Below are 16,573 nucleotides of genomic sequence, written 5' to 3' on the forward strand. Positions count from 1 at the left end.
ATGTCCCCGGGAGTTATTTATACTTTAGCCACGCCAGCCATAAGTGATTACCGCCATGACGACTCAGACTCTCCCCCGCCGCTGGGCCCTGCCGGCAGGCCTGCTGGCATTAGTTAAGCGCGCTGGCGCTGGTGTTCGTCAGCCATCACTGGAGCGCCTTTATCCAGTGGTGCCTGAGCATGCAGATTAGCCTGCACCGCTACCTGGTTTTCTATTTACTGCAAATCAATAACCACCAGTACAGCGGCGGCGTCTGGCTTTTAGTCGGCAGCTTTTTCTATGGCGTACTGCACGCGATTGGCCCAGGGCACGGCAAATTTATCGTCACGACCTACCTAAGCACCCAACAAGAAACGCCTCTCGCCGGGCGAGTAGTGCCTTTTCTCGGCAGCCTGATGCAGGGCGTGAGCGCCGTCGTCTTTGTCTTTGTGTTGGCTATCGCGCTGAATTTATCCAGCGGCGATCTCAGCGAAAGCCGCTGGTATGTGGAGAAAATAAGCGCGGTGCTGATTGGCTGTTTCGGGATGTTTATTTTGCTGAACGCCCTGCGGCAAACGCCGCTGCGGATGAAATCCTTCACGCCGTTGAGCACCGCGGCGATTCATCCTGTTCACAATGAAAACTGCGGCTGCGGGCATAATCACGGCGTCGGCTATGACGGCCGGAGCGGTAACTGGCTGACGCATTTAGGGGTGATACTGGCGATTGGCGCCCGCCCCTGCAGCGGTGCCATCATGATTCTGGTGTTTTCGAACGCCCTGGGGTTCATCAGCTGGGGGATTGCCGCCGTTATGACCATGGCGCTGGGGACCGCCCTGTCGATCCTCGGGCTGTCCGTGCTGGTGACCCGCACGCGTGATTCCGTCGGCAAGCTTTGGCTGTCACAAACGCCCGCGCGGGTACGCCTGATTACCACCGGGCTGAAAGTGGCCGGTGGCCTGCTAATTGTGCTTTTTGCCGTGGTGCTGTTTGTCACCACTATCCCCATCAGCGCCAACGGCGACTTTATCGCGGCGGGCTGCTAGAAAACCTGCTCGATCAGAATAGCGAGAACAATAGCGCCACCGGGAAGCTCATCGGCCAGGTGGCACCAATCAGCACTGAGCAAAGCAGCTTAATACGTTTGGAGTCTTTGGCGAGCAGCCAGGTGATCCCGGCGCAGATTAACGACATTACGGCGTAAAAAACCAACATGTGTTGATAAAGCGTCATACAAAGCATTACTACTTGTTAAAAAATTTTGCAAAATATGCTCTTTTTTATGACGCAGATCAAGTTTAGAAACTTACTTTACTCAGTAATAGCTGACTTCCGTCGTCACATGTTGACGCTGGGTTTGCTGCGTGCTTCCCAGCCCGGTGACCAGCGTCATGTCGCAGGCAACGGGCGTTAATTTTTCGTCATAACGGCAGTGGCTTTCGGCCGTTAAAAACGCCACGCCCATCGTCTCGGTCACTAATTTATAGTCGAAAGGCCGCTTTTCGGCATCTTCGTAGCTGACTTTGGTTTGCGAGGCCACCTTGCCATTCAGATAGAAATCCACCTGCTGTGGCAGCCCACTGGCGTTGTATTCATGATGAGCAATGCGCTGGCCGCCCGGCATGAAAAAGATATCTTTCAGCAAACCGTTCGGCCAATAAGCATATTTCACCTCGCCAAGCTCATCCTTTCTCTTTTGCACCCGGCAATTATCATTCAGCTTGAGGGATAAAGGTTTACCGTTCTGGGTGCCAATCAGCGCGTTCCCTTCACGGTGAAGCTGCAGAACCTTTTTTTGCGCCGAATCCCTTATATCCAGGCTTGCAATTCATCCGCTACTGTCCACTACCAGCTTATTTTCATAGTTTATTTCGCCTGAAGGGTGCTTTATCGCGGTATGCATTTCGCTAACGTTTCCGGACGGCGCGTTGAAATCAAACATCGTCGCCAAGTTGGCGATGGCCGGGTTTCTTTCCGTCCCGGCATGCGAGAGAGGAGTAAAAAGCAGCGGCATCGCCAGCAAAAAATAACCTTTTAATTTCATACATCTTCCTTGAACGCAGGCAGAGATTGTCCGCCGTTTACGCGTGGATGCCGGGAGCGTTAATTAAGCAGAGGGTTAACGAGATTTTAGCAGGACACTTTACGCTATCTGCCAGATAAAACCCACCGAAGTGGGTTTTCAGGGCACTTACAGCTTAGGAATAATCAGCACCTGGCCGGGATAAATTTTATCCGGGTGGGTCAGCATTGGCTTATTAGCCTCGAAAATGGTGTTGTATTTGTTGGCATCGCCGTAAACGTGTTTTGAAATCGCGCTTAGCGTATCGCCGGACTTAACGGTGTAATAAGTCGCCTCCTGCGCAGAGTCTGTCGCCGTGATGTTATTTTCAACGCTGCTGATGCCCGCTACGTTACCGACCGCGACCTGAATCTTCTCTTTCAGCTCCTGCGTTAAACCATCACCGGTTATTACCGCCTTACCGTTTTCCACGGTAACGTTCACTTTATCCGCACCGGGAATGCCGCTGTTTTTCAAATGCTCCTCAAGCTTGCTTCCCTGTTCGCCTTCGTTCCCTTTCAGCGAGTCCCACAGTTTCGCACCTGCGTCTTTGACAAAATCAAATAAACCCATGGTCTTTCCTCCTGTTTATAGGTCCCTGTAAGCCTGGCAAAAACAGAGGAATACGCCAGTCGCCCGTTTCTGCAGGTCAGTGCTTAATCATTACGTGCCGAATAACGGTGTAATCCTCCAGCCCGTACAGCGACATATCTTTGCCGTAGCCGGAAAGCTTCTGGCCGCCGTGCGGCATTTCGCTGACCAGCATAAAGTGCGTGTTGACCCATGTGCAGCCGTACTGCAGTCGCGCGCTCAAGCGATGCGCGCGGCCAACGTCCTGCGTCCATACCGAGGATGCCAGACCGTAGCGGGAGTCGTTTGCCCACTCAAGCACCTGCTGCTCATCGTCAAAGCGCGTGACGCTGACAACCGGGCCAAACACCTCTTTTTGCACGATCGCGTCGTCCTGCTTCGCCCCGGCCAGCAGCGTTGGCTGATAGTAATAACCGCCTCCTGCCACCTTGTTGCCGCCCGTCACCACCTTAATGTGCGCCAGCGCTTTGGCGTCCTCCACGGCTTTACTCACACGTTCAAGATGCGCCTTTGAACTCAGCGGCCCCAGCTCAGTGCTTTCGTCCTCGGGCGGCCCATATTTGAGGCTGGCAACCGCTTTGCCAAGCTGCTCAACCAGCCTGTCGTAGATGCCGCTTTGGGCATAGATCCGACACGCGGCGGTGCAATCCTGCCCGGCATTGTAGAAACCGAACGTTCGCACGCCTTCGACCACCGCCTGCAGATCCGCATCGTCAAACACGATGACCGGTGCTTTACCGCCAAGCTCCATGTGCGTGCGCTTAATCGACGGCGCGGTGTGGCTAATAATATGCTCCCCGGTAGCGATAGACCCGGTCAGCGAGACCATTCGCACTTTTTCATGACCGGTCAGCGCATCCCCTACCGTAGTCCCCCGACCAAACAGCACGTTAACTACGCCCGCAGGGAAAATATCTTTTGCCAGTTCAGCCAGTTTAAAAGCGGTCAGCGGTGTAATTTCGGAAGGTTTGATAACCACGCAGTTCCCGGCGGCCAGCGCCGGAGCCAGCTTCCAGGCGGCCATCATCAGCGGGTAGTTCCAGGGCGCAATAGAAGCCACCACCCCAACCGGGTCGCGGCGGATCATTGACGTATGTCCGCTTAAATATTCCCCGGCGGCAAGCCCCCCCAGACAGCGACTGGCACCGGCAAAAAAGCGAAACACGTCTACAACGGCAGGAATTTCATCATTGAGCACGCAGTGGAAAGGTTTGCCGCAGTTTTGCGATTCAAGGCGCGCAAAGACTTCACCGTGTTGCTCTATAACATCGGCCAGCGCCAGAAGGTGCTCCGCGCGCTCCTTCGGCGTCGTTTGTCCCCATTCAGCAAATGCCTTATCTGCCGCAAGGACAGCGTCGTTGACCTGTTCAACCGTGGCTTCAGCCACCTCCAGCAGCACCTGGCCCGTGGCCGGATTGAAGACCGGCTGTTTTTCTCCGAGGCCATCCACAAGCTGGCCGTTAATCAATAACTGGCTTTGCATCCCGTTCTCCTTTCTCGTTCTGATATTGAGGCCTGCAGAGGCGCGTTAGCGTAAAAGGACTGAGTAAAAAGCATAGTTCCGGCGATACGGCGCCTGCGGCATAGCCTGGAGATTTTCATCAGGTTGTGATGCACCACGCAGTAAGCCTGTGAAACTGCTTCACTTCCTTTGGTATAACAGGACGGAGAGAAAATGAGGTATCTATTGAAAATTAATATGAAAAGAAAGCGGCGGGTCCTATGCTTTAGGCAGCCCTTTTCTTAGTTAACCGCCAGGAGGCTTTATGACCATTTCGGCCCGTAATCAATTAATCGGTACCATCAGCAACGTCACGGCCGGCGCAGTCAACGACGAAATCGAATTAACCCTGAACGGCGGCGGCAAGCTGGTCGCCGTGGTCACCCGCAGCAGCAAAGAAGCACTGGGGCTGATCAACGGCAAAGAAGCGCTTGCCCTGATCAAAGCGCCCTGGGTGGTGCTGGCAAGCGAAGACTGCGGCTATCAATTCTCCGCCCGAAACCAGTTCCCCGGCGCGGTGAAAGCTGTCGCAGAAGGCGCGGTGAACACCACCGTCCTTATTCAGACGGATGCAGGTTTTGAGTTAACCGCCGTCGTGACTAACGAAGCGGCAGATGAAATGGCGCTTAAGGCCGGTAGCCGCCTGCTGGCGCTGGTGAAAGCCTCTTCCGTGCTGATTGCGGTGAAAAAGTAAAAGTCACGCTTCCGGCAGCCGCTGGCTGCCGGTTTTAACGCGCTTACCGATAGCGCACGTCGAGATGACTGTAGGCCACCACCGCGCCTGAGCCGTCCTTGTTTTTGTCCTGGTTGTAGTTCCCCGCCTTGAAGTAAAGCTGAATCCCTTCCCAGCTCTGTTTAGGGTAACTGAAGGTTTTGCTGGCCATTTTACCTCCGGCGCTGGCTTCAACCGTCACTTTCATGCCGCTCCCAGTGCCTTTGGCTTTAATGCTGTAGTCAATTTTTTCTTTAAGCCCGACGCCCGAAAGCAGCGTGGTACGTTTTTCAGCGTCGCCGTAATTCTCTTTCACGCCCGCCACTATCGTGCCGTCCTCCCAGCGTAGCTTCAGCATTTCCGAGCCACCGGGTTTGTCGCCGTGAATTTGAGCAAAAATAATCGAGCGCGTGGACGGATTTTTGACGATATACACCGACCCACGCTGCTCATTGTCAAAATCGCTGCCGTTAACAAAATTGTGCGTGGCTCTTAGCTCGACGCGAGGAAATTCACTGTGCGGCGTCGAACCAAACCCGGACGGCGCGTTAAACATCATCGCCCCCGCCGGAATGGCTGAATCACAGCTTTTTGAGCCGCTGCAGTTGCTGTAGAAATACCGATTATGCAGCGCCGGCGTTATCCTCACCTCGTTCGGTTTTTCACTGCCGTCAAAGGATTGCAGCAAATAGTCCTTTGTCAGCACCGGATAATTTTCCCCCGGTGTATTCTGGCCATTCTCAGCCCATGCGCTGGCGCTCAGCGTCACCAAAAGCAGGCCCACCGGCACTGCGTAACCTACTGTTTTACTCTTCATCTTTTCCCCAACGCAAAATGTAAACCCGCCCGATCAGCTAACCATTAATCAGCGTAGATGCTTTACTTAAAATCTGTTGCTGTGGCATTTCAGTGGTAACAATGGGTTTCCGGTTCTTAACCTGATGCATAAAGGGAATATTGATGATCAAAAAACTGCTCGTTTCGGTGCTAATTGCGGCCAGCTACGCTTCCTTCGCGCTGGCGGATAACGCGGGCGCGGCGTTTAAAACTTTTCCGCTCGGCAAGCTCGAGGTCACGGCGCTTCACGATAAAGACAACTACCTGACCAACGACGCTAAAGTGCTTGGCGTAGACGTGGGAGAAAAAGAGGTGGCGAAGGTCTTGTCCGCAGCCGGTGCGCCAACGGATAAAATCAAGCTCAGCGTCGATGCGCTGCTGGTCAAAGACGGCAGTAAAACCATCCTGCTGGATACCGGCCTGGGCCCAAACGCTCAGGGGCAGCTGATTGAGAGCCTCGCAAAGGCGGGCTATAAGCCAGAACAGATAACCGATGTGCTGATCACCCACGTTCACGGCGACCATATTGGCGGCCTGCTGACTGCGGACGGCAAGCAGGCTTTCACCCAGGCCACGGTGCAAATTTCCGCGCCTGACTGGGCCTGGCTGCAAACGATGCCGAAGATGAAGACGCTGGTGGAGGCCATCCAGCCGCAGGTGAAAACCTTTAAGCCTGGCGACCAGGTGCTGCCGGGGATTACTTCGGTACCGCTGCCGGGGCATACGCCGGGGCACGTTGGCTATCAGATTGTCTCCGGCAAGCAGCGTCTGTTAGATATTGGCGACTCGGCGCACAGCTCAATTGTGTCGCTGACGAAGCCCGAATGGGCGATTGCCTATGATAACGACCGCCAGGAAGGAATAGCCAACCGCAAAGCGCTGCTGGCGAAGCTGGCCGCCGATCGCGAGCTAATTTTTGCCCCGCACTTCCCGTTCCCTGGCGTCGGCCACATCGTGGCCAAAGGCGACCATTACGTCTTCCAGCCGATAGAGTAGCCGTGCTACAGGCCGGTTCGCCGGCTTTTAAACCTCCTGCCGGTGAATCTGATACCAGACATGCCGCCGCAGCGGGTGCCCCTCCGCCACCAGTGGGTGATCAAACTCACCGCTTCGGCGCATGCCCAGTTTCTCCATCACCCGCTGAGACGGCAAATTTGGCAGCGCGGTAAAAGCAACAATGCTTTCCAGGCCGTGCTCTTCAAAACCAACACGCAGCGCTTCTCGCGCGGCTTCCGGAGCATAGCCTTTTCCCCAGAACTTTTTACGCAACCGCCAGCCTATCTCAACGCAGGGGGAAAACGGCAGCGAGTAGCCAGGCCGATTCAGGCCCACAAACCCCGCTAGCTCGCCGCTCTGTTGTTCTTCTACCGCCCAGAAACCGAAGCCGTTTTCCGCCATACGCTGGCGGAATGTCTCGAGGTAACTTTGGCTTTCTTCCGCCGTCAGGGGCTGCAGGAAATAGCGCATCACTTCCGGGTCGGCATTCATTTCGGCGAACGGAACTAAGTCCTCATCTCGCCACGCCCTTAATAGCAATCTTTCAGTCTTGTACATGTTGTTCCTCAATCAATTCCTTGATTAAACGTGACAACGTCACTACTGCCTGACGTTCCCTTTCACCCCAGCTCCACGAGGCGTTGAAGCGGAAATAGTTATCCCAGGCTCTGCCCGTAGTGAACATTTTCCCCGGGGCGATGCTTATCTTATGCGCCAGCGCCCGCTCGTTAAGCAGGCTGGCATCCAGCCCTGCCGGCAGTTCAATCCACAGGAAATAGCCGCTTTCGCTGCGGTGGATTTTCACCTCCGGCGGGAAGAGTTCGCTTAGCGTCTGCCACGCCTGCTGTTTTCGCTCGGCCAGCATCCTGCGCAGTTTTCGCAAATGCGTGTCATAGCGGCGGGTAGCCAGAAAATCGACCAGCGCCAGCTGCATCGGCGAACTGGTGGACAGCGTGCTCATCAACTGCAGTTGCTGAATGCGACGAGCGTGTTTTCCGGCGGCCACCCAGCCGATGCGAAACCCAGCCACCAGGCATTTTGAAAACGAGGAGCAATGCAGGGTCATGTCGTGGGCGTCATACGCCCGGGCAGGCAGTGGCCTTTCCCGGCCGTAATAAAGCTCGCTGTAAACGTCGTCCTCAATCAGCGTGACGTTATGCGCCTGCAACAGCTTCACCAGCTGCGTTTTTTTCTCCGGTGAGAGCGTCACGCCCAGCGGATTCTGGCTGTTGGTCATTAACCAGCAGGCTTTAACCGGGTATTCCACCAGAGCCTGCGCCAGCGCGTCGAGATCGATCCCGCTTACCGGGTCTGTTGCGACCGAGAGCGCTTTAAGCCGCAGGCGTTCCAGCGCCTGCAGCGCACCGTAGAAACAAGGGTTTTCGACAATCACCCAGTCGCCCGGCTCGGTGACCGCCTGCAGACTGAGATTGAGCGCCTCCAGCGCCCCCGCGGTGATAACAATTTCGTCGGGTGAAACGTGCATCCCCTGCTGGGCATAGCGCTGGGCGATGGCGTGGCGCAGCGCTTCGTTACCGGGCGGCAGGCTTTCAATCACGCTGATGGCGGTGGCCGTTTTGCTGACCGCCGCCATTGAACGGTGGAGGGCCTGGAGCGGAAACAGGCGTGGATCCGGGAACGCGGAACCAAACGGCACCACGGAGGCATCCGTGCTTGCCTGCAGTACATCGAAGATATAGGTGTTGATATCGACGGTTTCCGCGCGGGTCACCTGCACCGCAGGCGGCGCGGTGCGCGCAACGGGCCGGGGCGCAACGTAGTAGCCAGACTGCGGCCTGGCAACGATTGCCCCCTGGCTTTCAAGCATCTGGTAGGCGTGCCCTACGGTCATAAAGCTCATCCCGCTGTGGCCGACCTGCTCGCGCAGCGACGGTAATCGGTCGCCCGGCTGCCAGACGCCGAGGGCAATCTGATCGAGGATCTGCTGTGCCAGCTGCTGGTACTTTTTCATGCGCTGCTCCCTGTCTATATCACAGCGCTAAAAATACGCTGTTTTGTACAACTGTTATAGTCAGAAAGTGATTTTTAACACGGAAAAACGGGCGGCAAAGCCGCCCGTGAGGAGGGAAACGCGAGGATTTTACTTCACGTCGGCCAGCGCCGTTTTCTCAACGTAAGGCTTCATCAGGCCGTCCGCCGTTTGCTGCGCGGATTTCGCGGCGGCTTCCGGCGTCACTTTCTGGTCATTCACCACCGCCGCCAGCTGGTTTTCCATCGCCTGGCGTACGGCGACCGTTTCATAGGTCGAGTACCACGGATGGGCGTATTTCAGCTGATCCAGCGCGATTTGTGCGCGCGGATCTTTCTGCAGGTACTCTTTCATTTCCGGCGTGTCATAAGAAGCTTTCAGCGGCGAGAAATAGCCGGTGAAGCGGCTCCATGCGCCGTTAACCTGCGGGCTAACCAGATAGGTCAGGAACTGATAAGCCGCTTTTTTCTGCGCATCGGAAATACCTTTGAAGCTCACCAGGCTCGCACCGCCAATAGGCACCGCGCGCTGTTCTTTGGCGGGCATCATCGCCACTTCCATATCAAAGTCTTTGCTGTTTTCTCGCATAAAGCCCAGCGCACCGGTGCTCAGCATCGCCATGCCCAGCTTGCCGCTAAAGAATGCGGCGCTGATTTGCTTCGAGTTCAGCACGCCTGACGGCATCACTTTGTCGCGGTAAACCATGTTCTGCCAGAAGCGCAGCGCGCCGATGGTGGTCGGTGAATCGTAATACACTTCGCCCGGATAGTTTTCATTGAAGTAGTTGCCGCCGTTGGCGCGAACCAGCGAGGAGAAGATCCAGCCGCCGTAATCGTCGTTGGTGGACGGCAGCATAATGCCCCACTGCCCTTTGCTGGCGTCGGTCAGCTTCTTCGCATCGGCCAGCATTTCGGCCCAGGTCTGCGGCGGCTGCTTGATGCCCGCCTGGTCGAACATCGTTTTGTTGTAGTACAGGATTGGCGTGGAGTTATGGAACGGAATCGCGTAAGTCACGCCCATCACCTGCGCATTCTTGTGCATGGCCGGCCAGAAATCGTTCATCAGGAAATCGCCCGCCTTGCGGGTGCCGTATTTGAACAGCTCATCCATCGGCAGGATTTCGTCTTTTAGCGCCAGGTCGGTGGTGAAGTTGGCCGACATGATCACCAGCGCCGGCGGCTGCCCGGCTTTCTGCGCGGATTCGGCTTTAATTTTGGTGGTGTCGTAGCTGCCGGTAAAAATACCGCGCACCTCAACGTCCTGCTGCGAGTCGTTAAACGCCTTGATGACGCGCGTCATCTCCATCGTCAGCTTGCCGTCGACCGGCGCCGGGAACATAAAATCAATTTTCTCTTTTGCCAGCGCTGCGCCGCTCACGGCCAGCGAACAGCAAACGGCAAGCGCCCGCCATTTATGCATCAGGGGGTTAAACATGGTCAATCTCCTGGTGTAAGTTGTGGTGAAGGTCTGTGTGGAAAAGGTGAATATCCGATGTGGAATAACCGAGGGTAAGCGTATCGCCTTTTTCTGGTACCTCGTCGCGGTGGCGACGGGTGTAGCGTAACGTTCCCAGGGGTGTGCTGACATGGAGCAGATAATCTGCGCCCATCAGTTCTCTTTGCAGCACCGTCGCCGAAAGCGTCAGGTGCCCGTTCTCTGGCCTGTCCGTCAGGTGCTCCGGGCGAATCCCGAACCAGACGCTTTGCGCTTTCTCCGCAGCAGGCGGCAGAGGCAGATTCAACGTAGCGGGCAAAACGCGTCCGTTTTCACAGGGCAGAGAAACCAAATTCATTGCGGGCGAGCCGATAAAACCGGCAACAAACAGGTTAGCTGGCCGGGCATAAAGATACTCCGGCTTGCCCACCTGCTGCACCACGCCCCCGTTCATCACCACAATACGGTCCGCCATCGACATGGCCTCCGTCTGATCGTGGGTGACGTAAATGGTGGTGGTTTTGAGCTGATGGTGCAGCGCCATGATGTTGTCACGCACCTCGGTACGCAGGCGAGCATCCAGGTTTGAGAGCGGCTCATCCATCAGGAACAGGCGCGGATTACGCACAATGGCTCTCGCCATCGCCACGCGCTGGCGCTGCCCGCCGGACAGTTTGGCCGGTCTACGGTCGAGCAATTCGCCAAGTTGCAGCATCGTGGCCACCTGCTCGAGGCGCGGCTGCCAGCTGGCTTTATCTTCTTTGCGGATCTTCATGCCAAACGTGATGTTGTCGCGCACGGTCAGGTGCGGAAAGAGCGCATAGTTCTGGAAGATCATCGCGAAGTTGCGCTCGCGCGGCGACATCGAGGTAATATTCTCGCCGTGGAGCCAAATCTCACCGCTGCTGACCTCTTCCAGTCCGGCCAGCATCCGCAGCAGCGTACTTTTACCGCAGCCGGAAGGCCCCACCAGCACCACAAATTCACCTTCTTCGATGCTGAGCGACAGCGCGTTCAGCGCCGCTTTGCCTTCGAACTGCTTGCTTACCTGATTCAGTCTTAACATGGCAATTAACGCTCATCCGTCGGGCAACCGATCGCGGCGTCGTACAGCCACGGGCCTGCATAGTGCGCCAGCGAATGCTGGTAGCTCACCCACTGGTCGCCCACCTGGCGGTGCATCAGGCAGGACGGCGGCGACAAGTCGTAATACGGGCGGCTGTCTTCAAAGTGGTACGGCACCTGGTGAACCGTGCCGGGGATGGTGGCGATTGTCGCCTGGCGATATTGGGTCATCGTCAGGCAGTGGTTGTGACCGCAGAAAATGCGCACCAGCGACGGGAAACGCGCCACCAAACCCAGCAGCAGATGACCGTTTTCGCAGGCGATTTTGTCCATCTGTGCGTTGCCCAACGGCAGCGGAGGATGGTGCATAAAGACGGCTGTGGGCCTGTCGCCGCCCGCCGTTAGCTGCGCTTCAAGCCAGGCCACGGTGTTGTCCGTCAACCAGCCTTTGGAGTGCCCGGCCAGGCTGGAGTCGATAAACAGCAGCCGGGTTGCGAAATCGTCCACCGCATAGCGAATGTTTTCCGGATCGTGTCCCAGAGGCGGGCAAAGCGGATTCAAATACTCAAGGAAATGCGCTTTGTCGTCGTGGTTGCCGGGGATCAGATAAAGCGGCGACTTGATGGTACCGAGCACCTGGCGCGCGACCTGGTACTCTTCCGGGCGGCCACAGTTGACGATATCCCCGCTGACGATGACCGCGTCCGGGCGTTCGCGCAGCGCATTCAGCTGCGAGGCCACGTCGGCATTGCCCGCGTTGATGTCGATAAAGCCATACAGTTTCTGGTTCTGACTGCGGAAATGGGTGTCGGAAATATGGGCCAATAACATCACTCAACTCCTTACTTGATGCCTGAAAAACCAAAACTTCGCAGAAACTGCTTCTGGAAGGCGATAAAGGCGAGCATCAGCGGCAGGCAGACCATAATGGTACCCGCGCTGATGGTGCCCCACTGGCCGCCGGACTCGGCGCCCATAGCAAACGAAACGAGCCCGACCGTCAGCACCTGTTTGTCCGGGTCATTGAGCATCATCAGCGGCCACAGGTACTCGTTCCAGTGGTAGGTAATGCTCACGGTGGCGAAAGCCAGCACCGACGGCCAGCACATCGGCAGCAGCACGCGGTAAAGCACCTGCCACCAGCGGCAGCCTTCCATCAGTGCGGCCTCCTCCAGCTCTTTCGGGATGGCGAGGAACGCCTGACGCATCAGGAACACCCCGAACGCGGAGGTAAAATACGGCATCATCACCCCGGTCAGCGTATTGAGCAGCCCCAGGGTTTTAAGCGTCATCATGTTCGGCACCATCATCACCACCGGCATGATCATCAGCTGCACCAGGAACAGCAGAAACAGCGTCTGTTTGCCGCGAAATTCATGGCAGGCAAAAACATATCCGGCGCTGGTGATGGTGATGAGCTGCACGAAGAAAGTACCGAAGCTGAAAATCAGCGTATTGGCGTACAAACTGAGCCAGTCGGCGCTCTGCCACGCATCGCGGAAGTTATCCAGCGTCAGGGGAAAGCGCGGCAATATCGAGGCCATGCCTTCGCCGAAGGTACTGGCGCTAAAGGCTGAAGAAAGCATCCAGACAAACGGGCTAACCCACAGCAAGGCCAGGCAGCACATCAGCACGGTGAGCGTAACGCCCTTTGATTTTCGCAGGCGCAACCACAGCGGTTGCGGGACGCTACGCGCGTTGACAACGGCCCCAGAAAACTCAACGCTCATGGTGGGCGCCCCTTTCCAGCAGCTTGAGGTTAACGAACGAGAAGACAAACAGGCCGGCCAACGTCAGGAAAGTGGCGGCGGAGGCTTTGCCCAAATCATGAGTGTCCCAGGCGAGACTCTGGATGTAATACAGCAGCACGGTCGTGGCGTTATCCGGCCCGCCGCGCGTCATTACCGCCACGTGGTCGATTTGCGTGATCGAATAGATAAGCGCGGTAGTAATGACAAAGCTCAGCGTCGGGCGCAGCAGCGGCAGCGTGACCTTAAAGAACACCTGCGATGAGGTCGCGCCTTCCACGATCGCTGCTTCTCGCGCCGAGGCAGGCAGGCTTTGTAACCCCGCAAGGAAGAACAGCATGTAATAACCGGCAAACTTCCACACGCCAATCAGCGCCAGCGCGTACAGCGCACTGTTGCTGCGCCCGAGCCAGTTGTTGTTCATCGGCCCAAACAGCTTCGCCAGGTAGTAATCCAGCATGCCCATCCCCGGCATAAAGATGAACAGCCACAGCGCCGCCGCGCTGACCATCGGAATAATCATCGGGAAGAAGAAGGCCGTGCGCAGCCAGCGGTTAATGCGGTGGTTTTCCCACAGCGCGACCGCCAACAGCAGCGCCAGGGCAACGCCCGGAATGACGGTCAGCACGATATAAAACAGGTTATTCACTAGCGACGTCCAGAACACCGCGTCGGCGAACAGGCGCACATAATTGCCTATGCCCACGTAAGCGCCAGCGTCGCCCGCCATACGCGTATCAAACAGGCTGTCGTACACCGAGCGGATCAGCGGGAACCAGGTAAATAGCAATAAAAAGAGTAAAGACGGCGTGAGAATCAGCCAGGGAAGCCAGGGTCTTTTTGTCATTGTCCGAAAACCTGTCGGGGTCAGAAGTCAGACAGTATGGGAGTGATTTATGGCAGAAACGTGACGGGGAAATGGCAGTTTGGCGGTATAGAAAACCGGCAGCCTCCCGGCTGAGGGATAACTGCCTGTCGCTCAAAGAGATTGTCTTTACAGGGATATATTCTTCAGACAAGGAAAACGCTACTGCATCTGCGCCAGGCTGGCCTTTTTGCTCTTGCGGTTATAAAGGCACAGCTCTTTGCCCGGTACCGGGCTGCTGTTTTTAAACTTATAGTTGCCTGAAATCACCACCGCCGAGTAACCAACGTCGTCGCTAAAATCTGTGCGCTTACCTTCAATCTTTTTCTCCTGCAGCGCGCTAATGGCAAGGCAGCTTTTTTGCACGTCTTTGTCCAACTGCTGCCAGGCGGCCTCCGAAGAAGCCTGGCTGCTAAAGGTGGTGAGTAAGACAGGAATTGCCGCGAGTATAAATCGCTTTTTCATAGTGACCTCGTAACAAAGGATTGCGGGCATATCAGCGTCATCAGGCTGATAATCTAAAGCAATATCAGCCCGGAATTATCTGTATTGTAGCTAATGCTTCGAGGAACCTGACTAGTTCCGGCCTCCCCTGTAGATCACTGGCGGCTCCGCTATCAGCAGGCACTGCTGGTTTTGTGCTATTAGCGGAAGCGCCGGGCCAACAACTGCTTTGGGGTTTACTTACAGACGACAGGGAAGGAAGAAACCACCAGGGATGGTGACCTCACCCTCCACCGCACACGGTGTCGCACGCCATAATGCAGAGGTCGGGGTTGGTTATACGATTATTTGATTAATTTTTGATATGTCTTTTTTTAAATCATTATTAATATCTGAAGGTTCTAACTGATTTATAAGTTGCTTTATTTGGATAAAAATACGTTTCTGATCTTTTAGGTCCTTGCTTTTTATCGTCGATAAAGCTGCTATAAGTTCACCATCATAATATTCTCCAGCCAGCGGATCTTCAGTCAGCACATCCAACACGCCAGGCATTAATTGGTCAACACATAGATTCTGCCGAATGGCACGGCAAAGATCTTCTACGGCCAACTCTTCGATAGGTATATCGATGGCGCGTTCAAACCATAGTTCAAGTGGAGACGGTGATTGCCAGCATTTTACATATGCACGATGCCAAGCGCTGGACAGTGAAGAGGTAGCACACAAGAAGAGTTTATAGGCATCGTGTCACGGTGCGTCAACACCGTGACACGACTAGCCACAACAACTATTAGGAGTAGTTGATATGGCTAAGCAACATCATAAGTCAGAACCCGCCACACCCCAAGCACTGCGGCACCTCAAGGTCGGCTATGTCAGCCGCCGTCACGAGAACCGCACCACATACATGACCACCTATTACTCCCGCACGCCCAGTCTGCACCTCAAGGGCGACTGGCTGGCTCGATGAGGCAGGATTTGAGACCGGGACGCCGCTTAAGGTGCGGGTGATGCCGGGCTGCCTGGTACTGACCACGCAGGAGCCGCTCCCGGCCCTGCCGCCCGAGCCGGAGATTATGCAGACGCTGCGCAAGGTCTGTAAACTCTCCGCCCGCAAGCAGCGGCAGGTGACGGAGCTGATCGAGGTTATCAGCAGGCCGCAGAAGTGAGAAGATAACTGACTGGTATATAAAGTAAAATCCCGCCGAATAAGGGCGGGATTTTTAGTGGTTAATAGAAGTCTGGATCTACCCGACCCTCTGCTTTCAGGATCTCAAGGAACCGGTTATAGGCTGTTTCATCGTATTCAAGAAGATCATCCAAAAGCTTTTCCTCTATCAATGGTTTATAAAAAACCCCTTCTTTATAATAAATAAAATCCCCATCCAGATTAGGATCAATTATATCTATACCGTTTTCTAATTTATAAACAGTAAGCCCACCATTTCCCTTAGGAAGACCATAAAAATAGGTATTTCCCCCAATCCAGTAAATGGCATAAATATCTACTGTTTGCCTTGCAAATTGGTTTCTTATCTTCATGGCATTTCCTTCAAAGAAGGCCCTGGTTGTAAATCTGAACGTTTAGGTGTGACAATTTTTACGTCATAAGCCTTATTTGTGACAGCATTATATTGATAATGTATTTCAATATTACTTCCATCTGGAAGGGTATGATTAGTAGCCATTTTCTGGAACCCTGCACTGGTTGGGAAACGAGGATCAGTATTCATTCCTTTTAATGGGTGACCACCTGACGGATTTTCCTTAACCTGATTCCACAATACCTGCTCATTCAGATCTCTTGGCGCAGTAAATTGTTTCCCAGGCTTGGCCGTCGATATTTTCTCCGCTGCACTGATCAGGATCTTATTCGAGATAACACCCGTAGCCTTACCAACCAGCGATAACGCTTTTTCTGCCGGGATTGAGGTCAGTAACGCCAGCGCGTAATCCTTCGCTTCTTCCGCCGTCAGCAGGGCCATTACCGTATCTGAACCGGGATTATTGCTCAGGATGGCTTTAATAATATCCGCACTTTCCGGCAGATCGCCTTTCACCATCTGCGCCAGACCCGCCTGTACCTGTTCAGGCGGTAGATTATTGTCCTGCGCATATTTCACATAGGACTGTACCGACTGGCCGTAATCCATAGCCCCTGATGGCAGTATATTGTTCCAGCCATCACTCAGCGCATTATTCTCAACAACAACGTTATCCGGTGCGCAGTCCAGCGACGAACCCGGTTTTTCCCTGTGCAGACAGTCAGTTACAACCTGTTTTTGCTGAGGCGTTTCGATGCCCGGAGATTTTTTCCCCGACGCGCTTTTTCCGCCCGAACACGCT

At 55.0% G+C, this 16,573-nt stretch carries 22 protein-coding genes; 5 read left to right on the plus strand and 17 right to left on the minus strand.

Going from position 1 to position 16,573, the window contains the following annotated elements:
* Positions 1–131 precede the first annotated feature (131 nt).
* Positions 132–1,025, plus strand: a complete 894-nt coding sequence (locus tag VGM55_RS23510; protein ID WP_414648310.1) for a nickel/cobalt transporter — start codon at positions 132–134, stop codon at positions 1,023–1,025.
* Positions 1,026–1,038: 13 nt separating this feature from the next.
* Here the strand turns inward: VGM55_RS23510 and VGM55_RS23515 are convergent, their stop codons facing one another.
* The 5 genes from VGM55_RS23515 to patD form a co-directional block, all read right to left on the minus strand.
* Complete coding sequence (locus VGM55_RS23515) at positions 1,039–1,212, minus strand: GhoT/OrtT family toxin (protein ID WP_126356223.1); 174 nt, start codon at positions 1,210–1,212, stop codon at positions 1,039–1,041.
* Between the two features lie 82 nt (positions 1,213–1,294).
* Complete coding sequence (locus VGM55_RS23520) at positions 1,295–1,807, minus strand: YnfC family lipoprotein (RefSeq protein ID WP_331636921.1); 513 nt, start codon at positions 1,805–1,807, stop codon at positions 1,295–1,297.
* On the minus strand, positions 1,808–2,023 hold the full coding sequence (locus VGM55_RS23525) for a hypothetical protein (RefSeq protein WP_331636904.1): 216 nt from the start codon (positions 2,021–2,023) through the stop codon (positions 1,808–1,810).
* 147 nt (positions 2,024–2,170) lie between these two features.
* Positions 2,171–2,614, minus strand: coding sequence for a peptidoglycan-binding protein LysM (lysM, locus tag VGM55_RS23530; protein ID WP_154189272.1), 444 nt, complete (start codon positions 2,612–2,614; stop codon positions 2,171–2,173).
* Positions 2,615–2,690: 76 nt separating this feature from the next.
* The gene (patD, locus tag VGM55_RS23535; protein ID WP_331636905.1) at positions 2,691–4,115 is read right to left on the minus strand and encodes an aminobutyraldehyde dehydrogenase; all 1,425 of its coding nucleotides are present in this window, start codon (positions 4,113–4,115) and stop codon (positions 2,691–2,693) included.
* Between the two features lie 283 nt (positions 4,116–4,398).
* On the opposite strand from patD, the gene VGM55_RS23540 reads away from it, so the two are divergent.
* Positions 4,399–4,827 carry a TOBE domain-containing protein gene (locus VGM55_RS23540; protein ID WP_331636907.1) on the plus strand — a complete coding sequence of 143 codons (429 nt, stop codon included), beginning with the start codon at positions 4,399–4,401 and terminating at the stop codon, positions 4,825–4,827.
* 43 nt (positions 4,828–4,870) lie between these two features.
* Here the strand turns inward: VGM55_RS23540 and VGM55_RS23545 are convergent, their stop codons facing one another.
* Positions 4,871–5,662, minus strand: a complete 792-nt coding sequence (locus tag VGM55_RS23545; protein ID WP_331636908.1) for a polysaccharide lyase family 7 protein — start codon at positions 5,660–5,662, stop codon at positions 4,871–4,873.
* A 143-nt stretch (positions 5,663–5,805) separates the two neighbouring features.
* Here VGM55_RS23545 and VGM55_RS23550 point away from each other — a divergent pair, with 143 nt between their 5' ends.
* The gene (locus VGM55_RS23550; RefSeq protein ID WP_331636909.1) at positions 5,806–6,678 is read left to right on the plus strand and encodes an MBL fold metallo-hydrolase; all 873 of its coding nucleotides are present in this window, start codon (positions 5,806–5,808) and stop codon (positions 6,676–6,678) included.
* Between the two features lie 27 nt (positions 6,679–6,705).
* Here VGM55_RS23550 and VGM55_RS23555 read toward each other — a convergent pair whose 3' ends face one another.
* From VGM55_RS23555 to VGM55_RS23595, 9 genes are all read right to left on the minus strand, one after another.
* Positions 6,706–7,236 (minus strand): GNAT family N-acetyltransferase, encoded by a 531-nt coding sequence (locus tag VGM55_RS23555; protein WP_154189277.1) that lies wholly within the window; start codon positions 7,234–7,236, stop codon positions 6,706–6,708.
* Positions 7,223–8,650, minus strand: coding sequence for a PLP-dependent aminotransferase family protein (locus tag VGM55_RS23560; RefSeq protein WP_154189278.1), 1,428 nt, complete (start codon positions 8,648–8,650; stop codon positions 7,223–7,225). The genes VGM55_RS23555 and VGM55_RS23560 overlap by 14 nt, the downstream gene beginning before the upstream one ends.
* Positions 8,651–8,779: 129 nt before the next feature.
* The gene (locus tag VGM55_RS23565) at positions 8,780–10,087 is read right to left on the minus strand and encodes an ABC transporter substrate-binding protein (protein WP_414648313.1); all 1,308 of its coding nucleotides are present in this window, start codon (positions 10,085–10,087) and stop codon (positions 8,780–8,782) included.
* A gap of 7 nt (positions 10,088–10,094) precedes the next feature.
* Positions 10,095–11,168, minus strand: coding sequence for an ABC transporter ATP-binding protein (locus VGM55_RS23570; RefSeq protein ID WP_331636911.1), 1,074 nt, complete (start codon positions 11,166–11,168; stop codon positions 10,095–10,097).
* 5 nt (positions 11,169–11,173) lie between these two features.
* Positions 11,174–11,998, minus strand: coding sequence for a phosphodiesterase (locus tag VGM55_RS23575; protein WP_154189288.1), 825 nt, complete (start codon positions 11,996–11,998; stop codon positions 11,174–11,176).
* An 11-nt stretch (positions 11,999–12,009) separates the two neighbouring features.
* Positions 12,010–12,897, minus strand: a complete 888-nt coding sequence (locus VGM55_RS23580) for a carbohydrate ABC transporter permease (protein ID WP_331636913.1) — start codon at positions 12,895–12,897, stop codon at positions 12,010–12,012.
* The gene (locus tag VGM55_RS23585) at positions 12,887–13,762 is read right to left on the minus strand and encodes a sugar ABC transporter permease (protein ID WP_331636914.1); all 876 of its coding nucleotides are present in this window, start codon (positions 13,760–13,762) and stop codon (positions 12,887–12,889) included. The genes VGM55_RS23580 and VGM55_RS23585 overlap by 11 nt, the downstream gene beginning before the upstream one ends.
* Positions 13,763–13,942: 180 nt before the next feature.
* Entirely contained in the window at positions 13,943–14,245 is a 303-nt protein-coding gene (locus tag VGM55_RS23590) for a hypothetical protein (RefSeq protein WP_331636916.1), read from the minus strand.
* A gap of 315 nt (positions 14,246–14,560) precedes the next feature.
* Positions 14,561–14,953 (minus strand): contact-dependent growth inhibition system immunity protein, encoded by a 393-nt coding sequence (locus tag VGM55_RS23595; RefSeq protein ID WP_331636917.1) that lies wholly within the window; start codon positions 14,951–14,953, stop codon positions 14,561–14,563.
* Between the two features lie 79 nt (positions 14,954–15,032).
* Here VGM55_RS23595 and VGM55_RS27540 point away from each other — a divergent pair, with 79 nt between their 5' ends.
* Positions 15,033–15,197 carry a SymE family type I addiction module toxin gene (locus VGM55_RS27540; protein ID WP_414648311.1) on the plus strand — a complete coding sequence of 55 codons (165 nt, stop codon included), beginning with the start codon at positions 15,033–15,035 and terminating at the stop codon, positions 15,195–15,197.
* Positions 15,198–15,237: 40 nt separating this feature from the next.
* A complete protein-coding gene (locus tag VGM55_RS27545) occupies positions 15,238–15,396 on the plus strand; it encodes a hypothetical protein (RefSeq protein ID WP_414648312.1) in 159 nt (52 codons plus the stop codon).
* Between the two features lie 61 nt (positions 15,397–15,457).
* On the opposite strand, the gene VGM55_RS23605 is transcribed toward VGM55_RS27545, so the two are convergent.
* Positions 15,458–15,769 carry a hypothetical protein gene (locus VGM55_RS23605; protein ID WP_154189284.1) on the minus strand — a complete coding sequence of 104 codons (312 nt, stop codon included), beginning with the start codon at positions 15,767–15,769 and terminating at the stop codon, positions 15,458–15,460.
* Entirely contained in the window at positions 15,766–16,527 is a 762-nt protein-coding gene (locus tag VGM55_RS23610) for a hypothetical protein (protein WP_414648314.1), read from the minus strand. Before VGM55_RS23610 ends, VGM55_RS23605 begins: the two co-directional genes overlap by 4 nt.
* Between the last annotated feature and the right edge of the window lie 46 nt (positions 16,528–16,573).

This window comes from Cedecea sp. (genome assembly GCF_036500665.1).
Lineage (GTDB): Bacteria > Pseudomonadota > Gammaproteobacteria > Enterobacterales > Enterobacteriaceae > Cedecea.

What these genes read in the sequence shown, in the direction of transcription:
- VGM55_RS23605 (WP_154189284.1), bottom strand. Translation starts at nt 15,769, where the DNA reads ATGAAGATAAGAAACCAATTTGCAAGGCAAACAGTAGATATTTATGCC.
- VGM55_RS23560 (WP_154189278.1), bottom strand. Translation starts at nt 8,650, where the DNA reads ATGAAAAAGTACCAGCAGCTGGCACAGCAGATCCTCGATCAGATTGCC.
- VGM55_RS23565 (WP_414648313.1), bottom strand. Translation starts at nt 10,087, where the DNA reads ATGCATAAATGGCGGGCGCTTGCCGTTTGCTGTTCGCTGGCCGTGAGC.
- VGM55_RS27540 (WP_414648311.1), top strand. Translation starts at nt 15,033, where the DNA reads ATGGCTAAGCAACATCATAAGTCAGAACCCGCCACACCCCAAGCACTG.
- VGM55_RS23575 (WP_154189288.1), bottom strand. Translation starts at nt 11,998, where the DNA reads ATGTTATTGGCCCATATTTCCGACACCCATTTCCGCAGTCAGAACCAG.
- VGM55_RS27545 (WP_414648312.1), top strand. Translation starts at nt 15,238, where the DNA reads ATGCCGGGCTGCCTGGTACTGACCACGCAGGAGCCGCTCCCGGCCCTG.
- patD (WP_331636905.1), bottom strand. Translation starts at nt 4,115, where the DNA reads ATGCAAAGCCAGTTATTGATTAACGGCCAGCTTGTGGATGGCCTCGGA.
- lysM (WP_154189272.1), bottom strand. Translation starts at nt 2,614, where the DNA reads ATGGGTTTATTTGATTTTGTCAAAGACGCAGGTGCGAAACTGTGGGAC.
- VGM55_RS23515 (WP_126356223.1), bottom strand. Translation starts at nt 1,212, where the DNA reads ATGACGCTTTATCAACACATGTTGGTTTTTTACGCCGTAATGTCGTTA.
- VGM55_RS23585 (WP_331636914.1), bottom strand. Translation starts at nt 13,762, where the DNA reads ATGACAAAAAGACCCTGGCTTCCCTGGCTGATTCTCACGCCGTCTTTA.
- VGM55_RS23570 (WP_331636911.1), bottom strand. Translation starts at nt 11,168, where the DNA reads ATGTTAAGACTGAATCAGGTAAGCAAGCAGTTCGAAGGCAAAGCGGCG.
- VGM55_RS23540 (WP_331636907.1), top strand. Translation starts at nt 4,399, where the DNA reads ATGACCATTTCGGCCCGTAATCAATTAATCGGTACCATCAGCAACGTC.
- VGM55_RS23545 (WP_331636908.1), bottom strand. Translation starts at nt 5,662, where the DNA reads ATGAAGAGTAAAACAGTAGGTTACGCAGTGCCGGTGGGCCTGCTTTTG.
- VGM55_RS23525 (WP_331636904.1), bottom strand. Translation starts at nt 2,023, where the DNA reads ATGAAATTAAAAGGTTATTTTTTGCTGGCGATGCCGCTGCTTTTTACT.
- VGM55_RS23580 (WP_331636913.1), bottom strand. Translation starts at nt 12,897, where the DNA reads ATGAGCGTTGAGTTTTCTGGGGCCGTTGTCAACGCGCGTAGCGTCCCG.
- VGM55_RS23550 (WP_331636909.1), top strand. Translation starts at nt 5,806, where the DNA reads ATGATCAAAAAACTGCTCGTTTCGGTGCTAATTGCGGCCAGCTACGCT.
- VGM55_RS23590 (WP_331636916.1), bottom strand. Translation starts at nt 14,245, where the DNA reads ATGAAAAAGCGATTTATACTCGCGGCAATTCCTGTCTTACTCACCACC.
- VGM55_RS23555 (WP_154189277.1), bottom strand. Translation starts at nt 7,236, where the DNA reads ATGTACAAGACTGAAAGATTGCTATTAAGGGCGTGGCGAGATGAGGAC.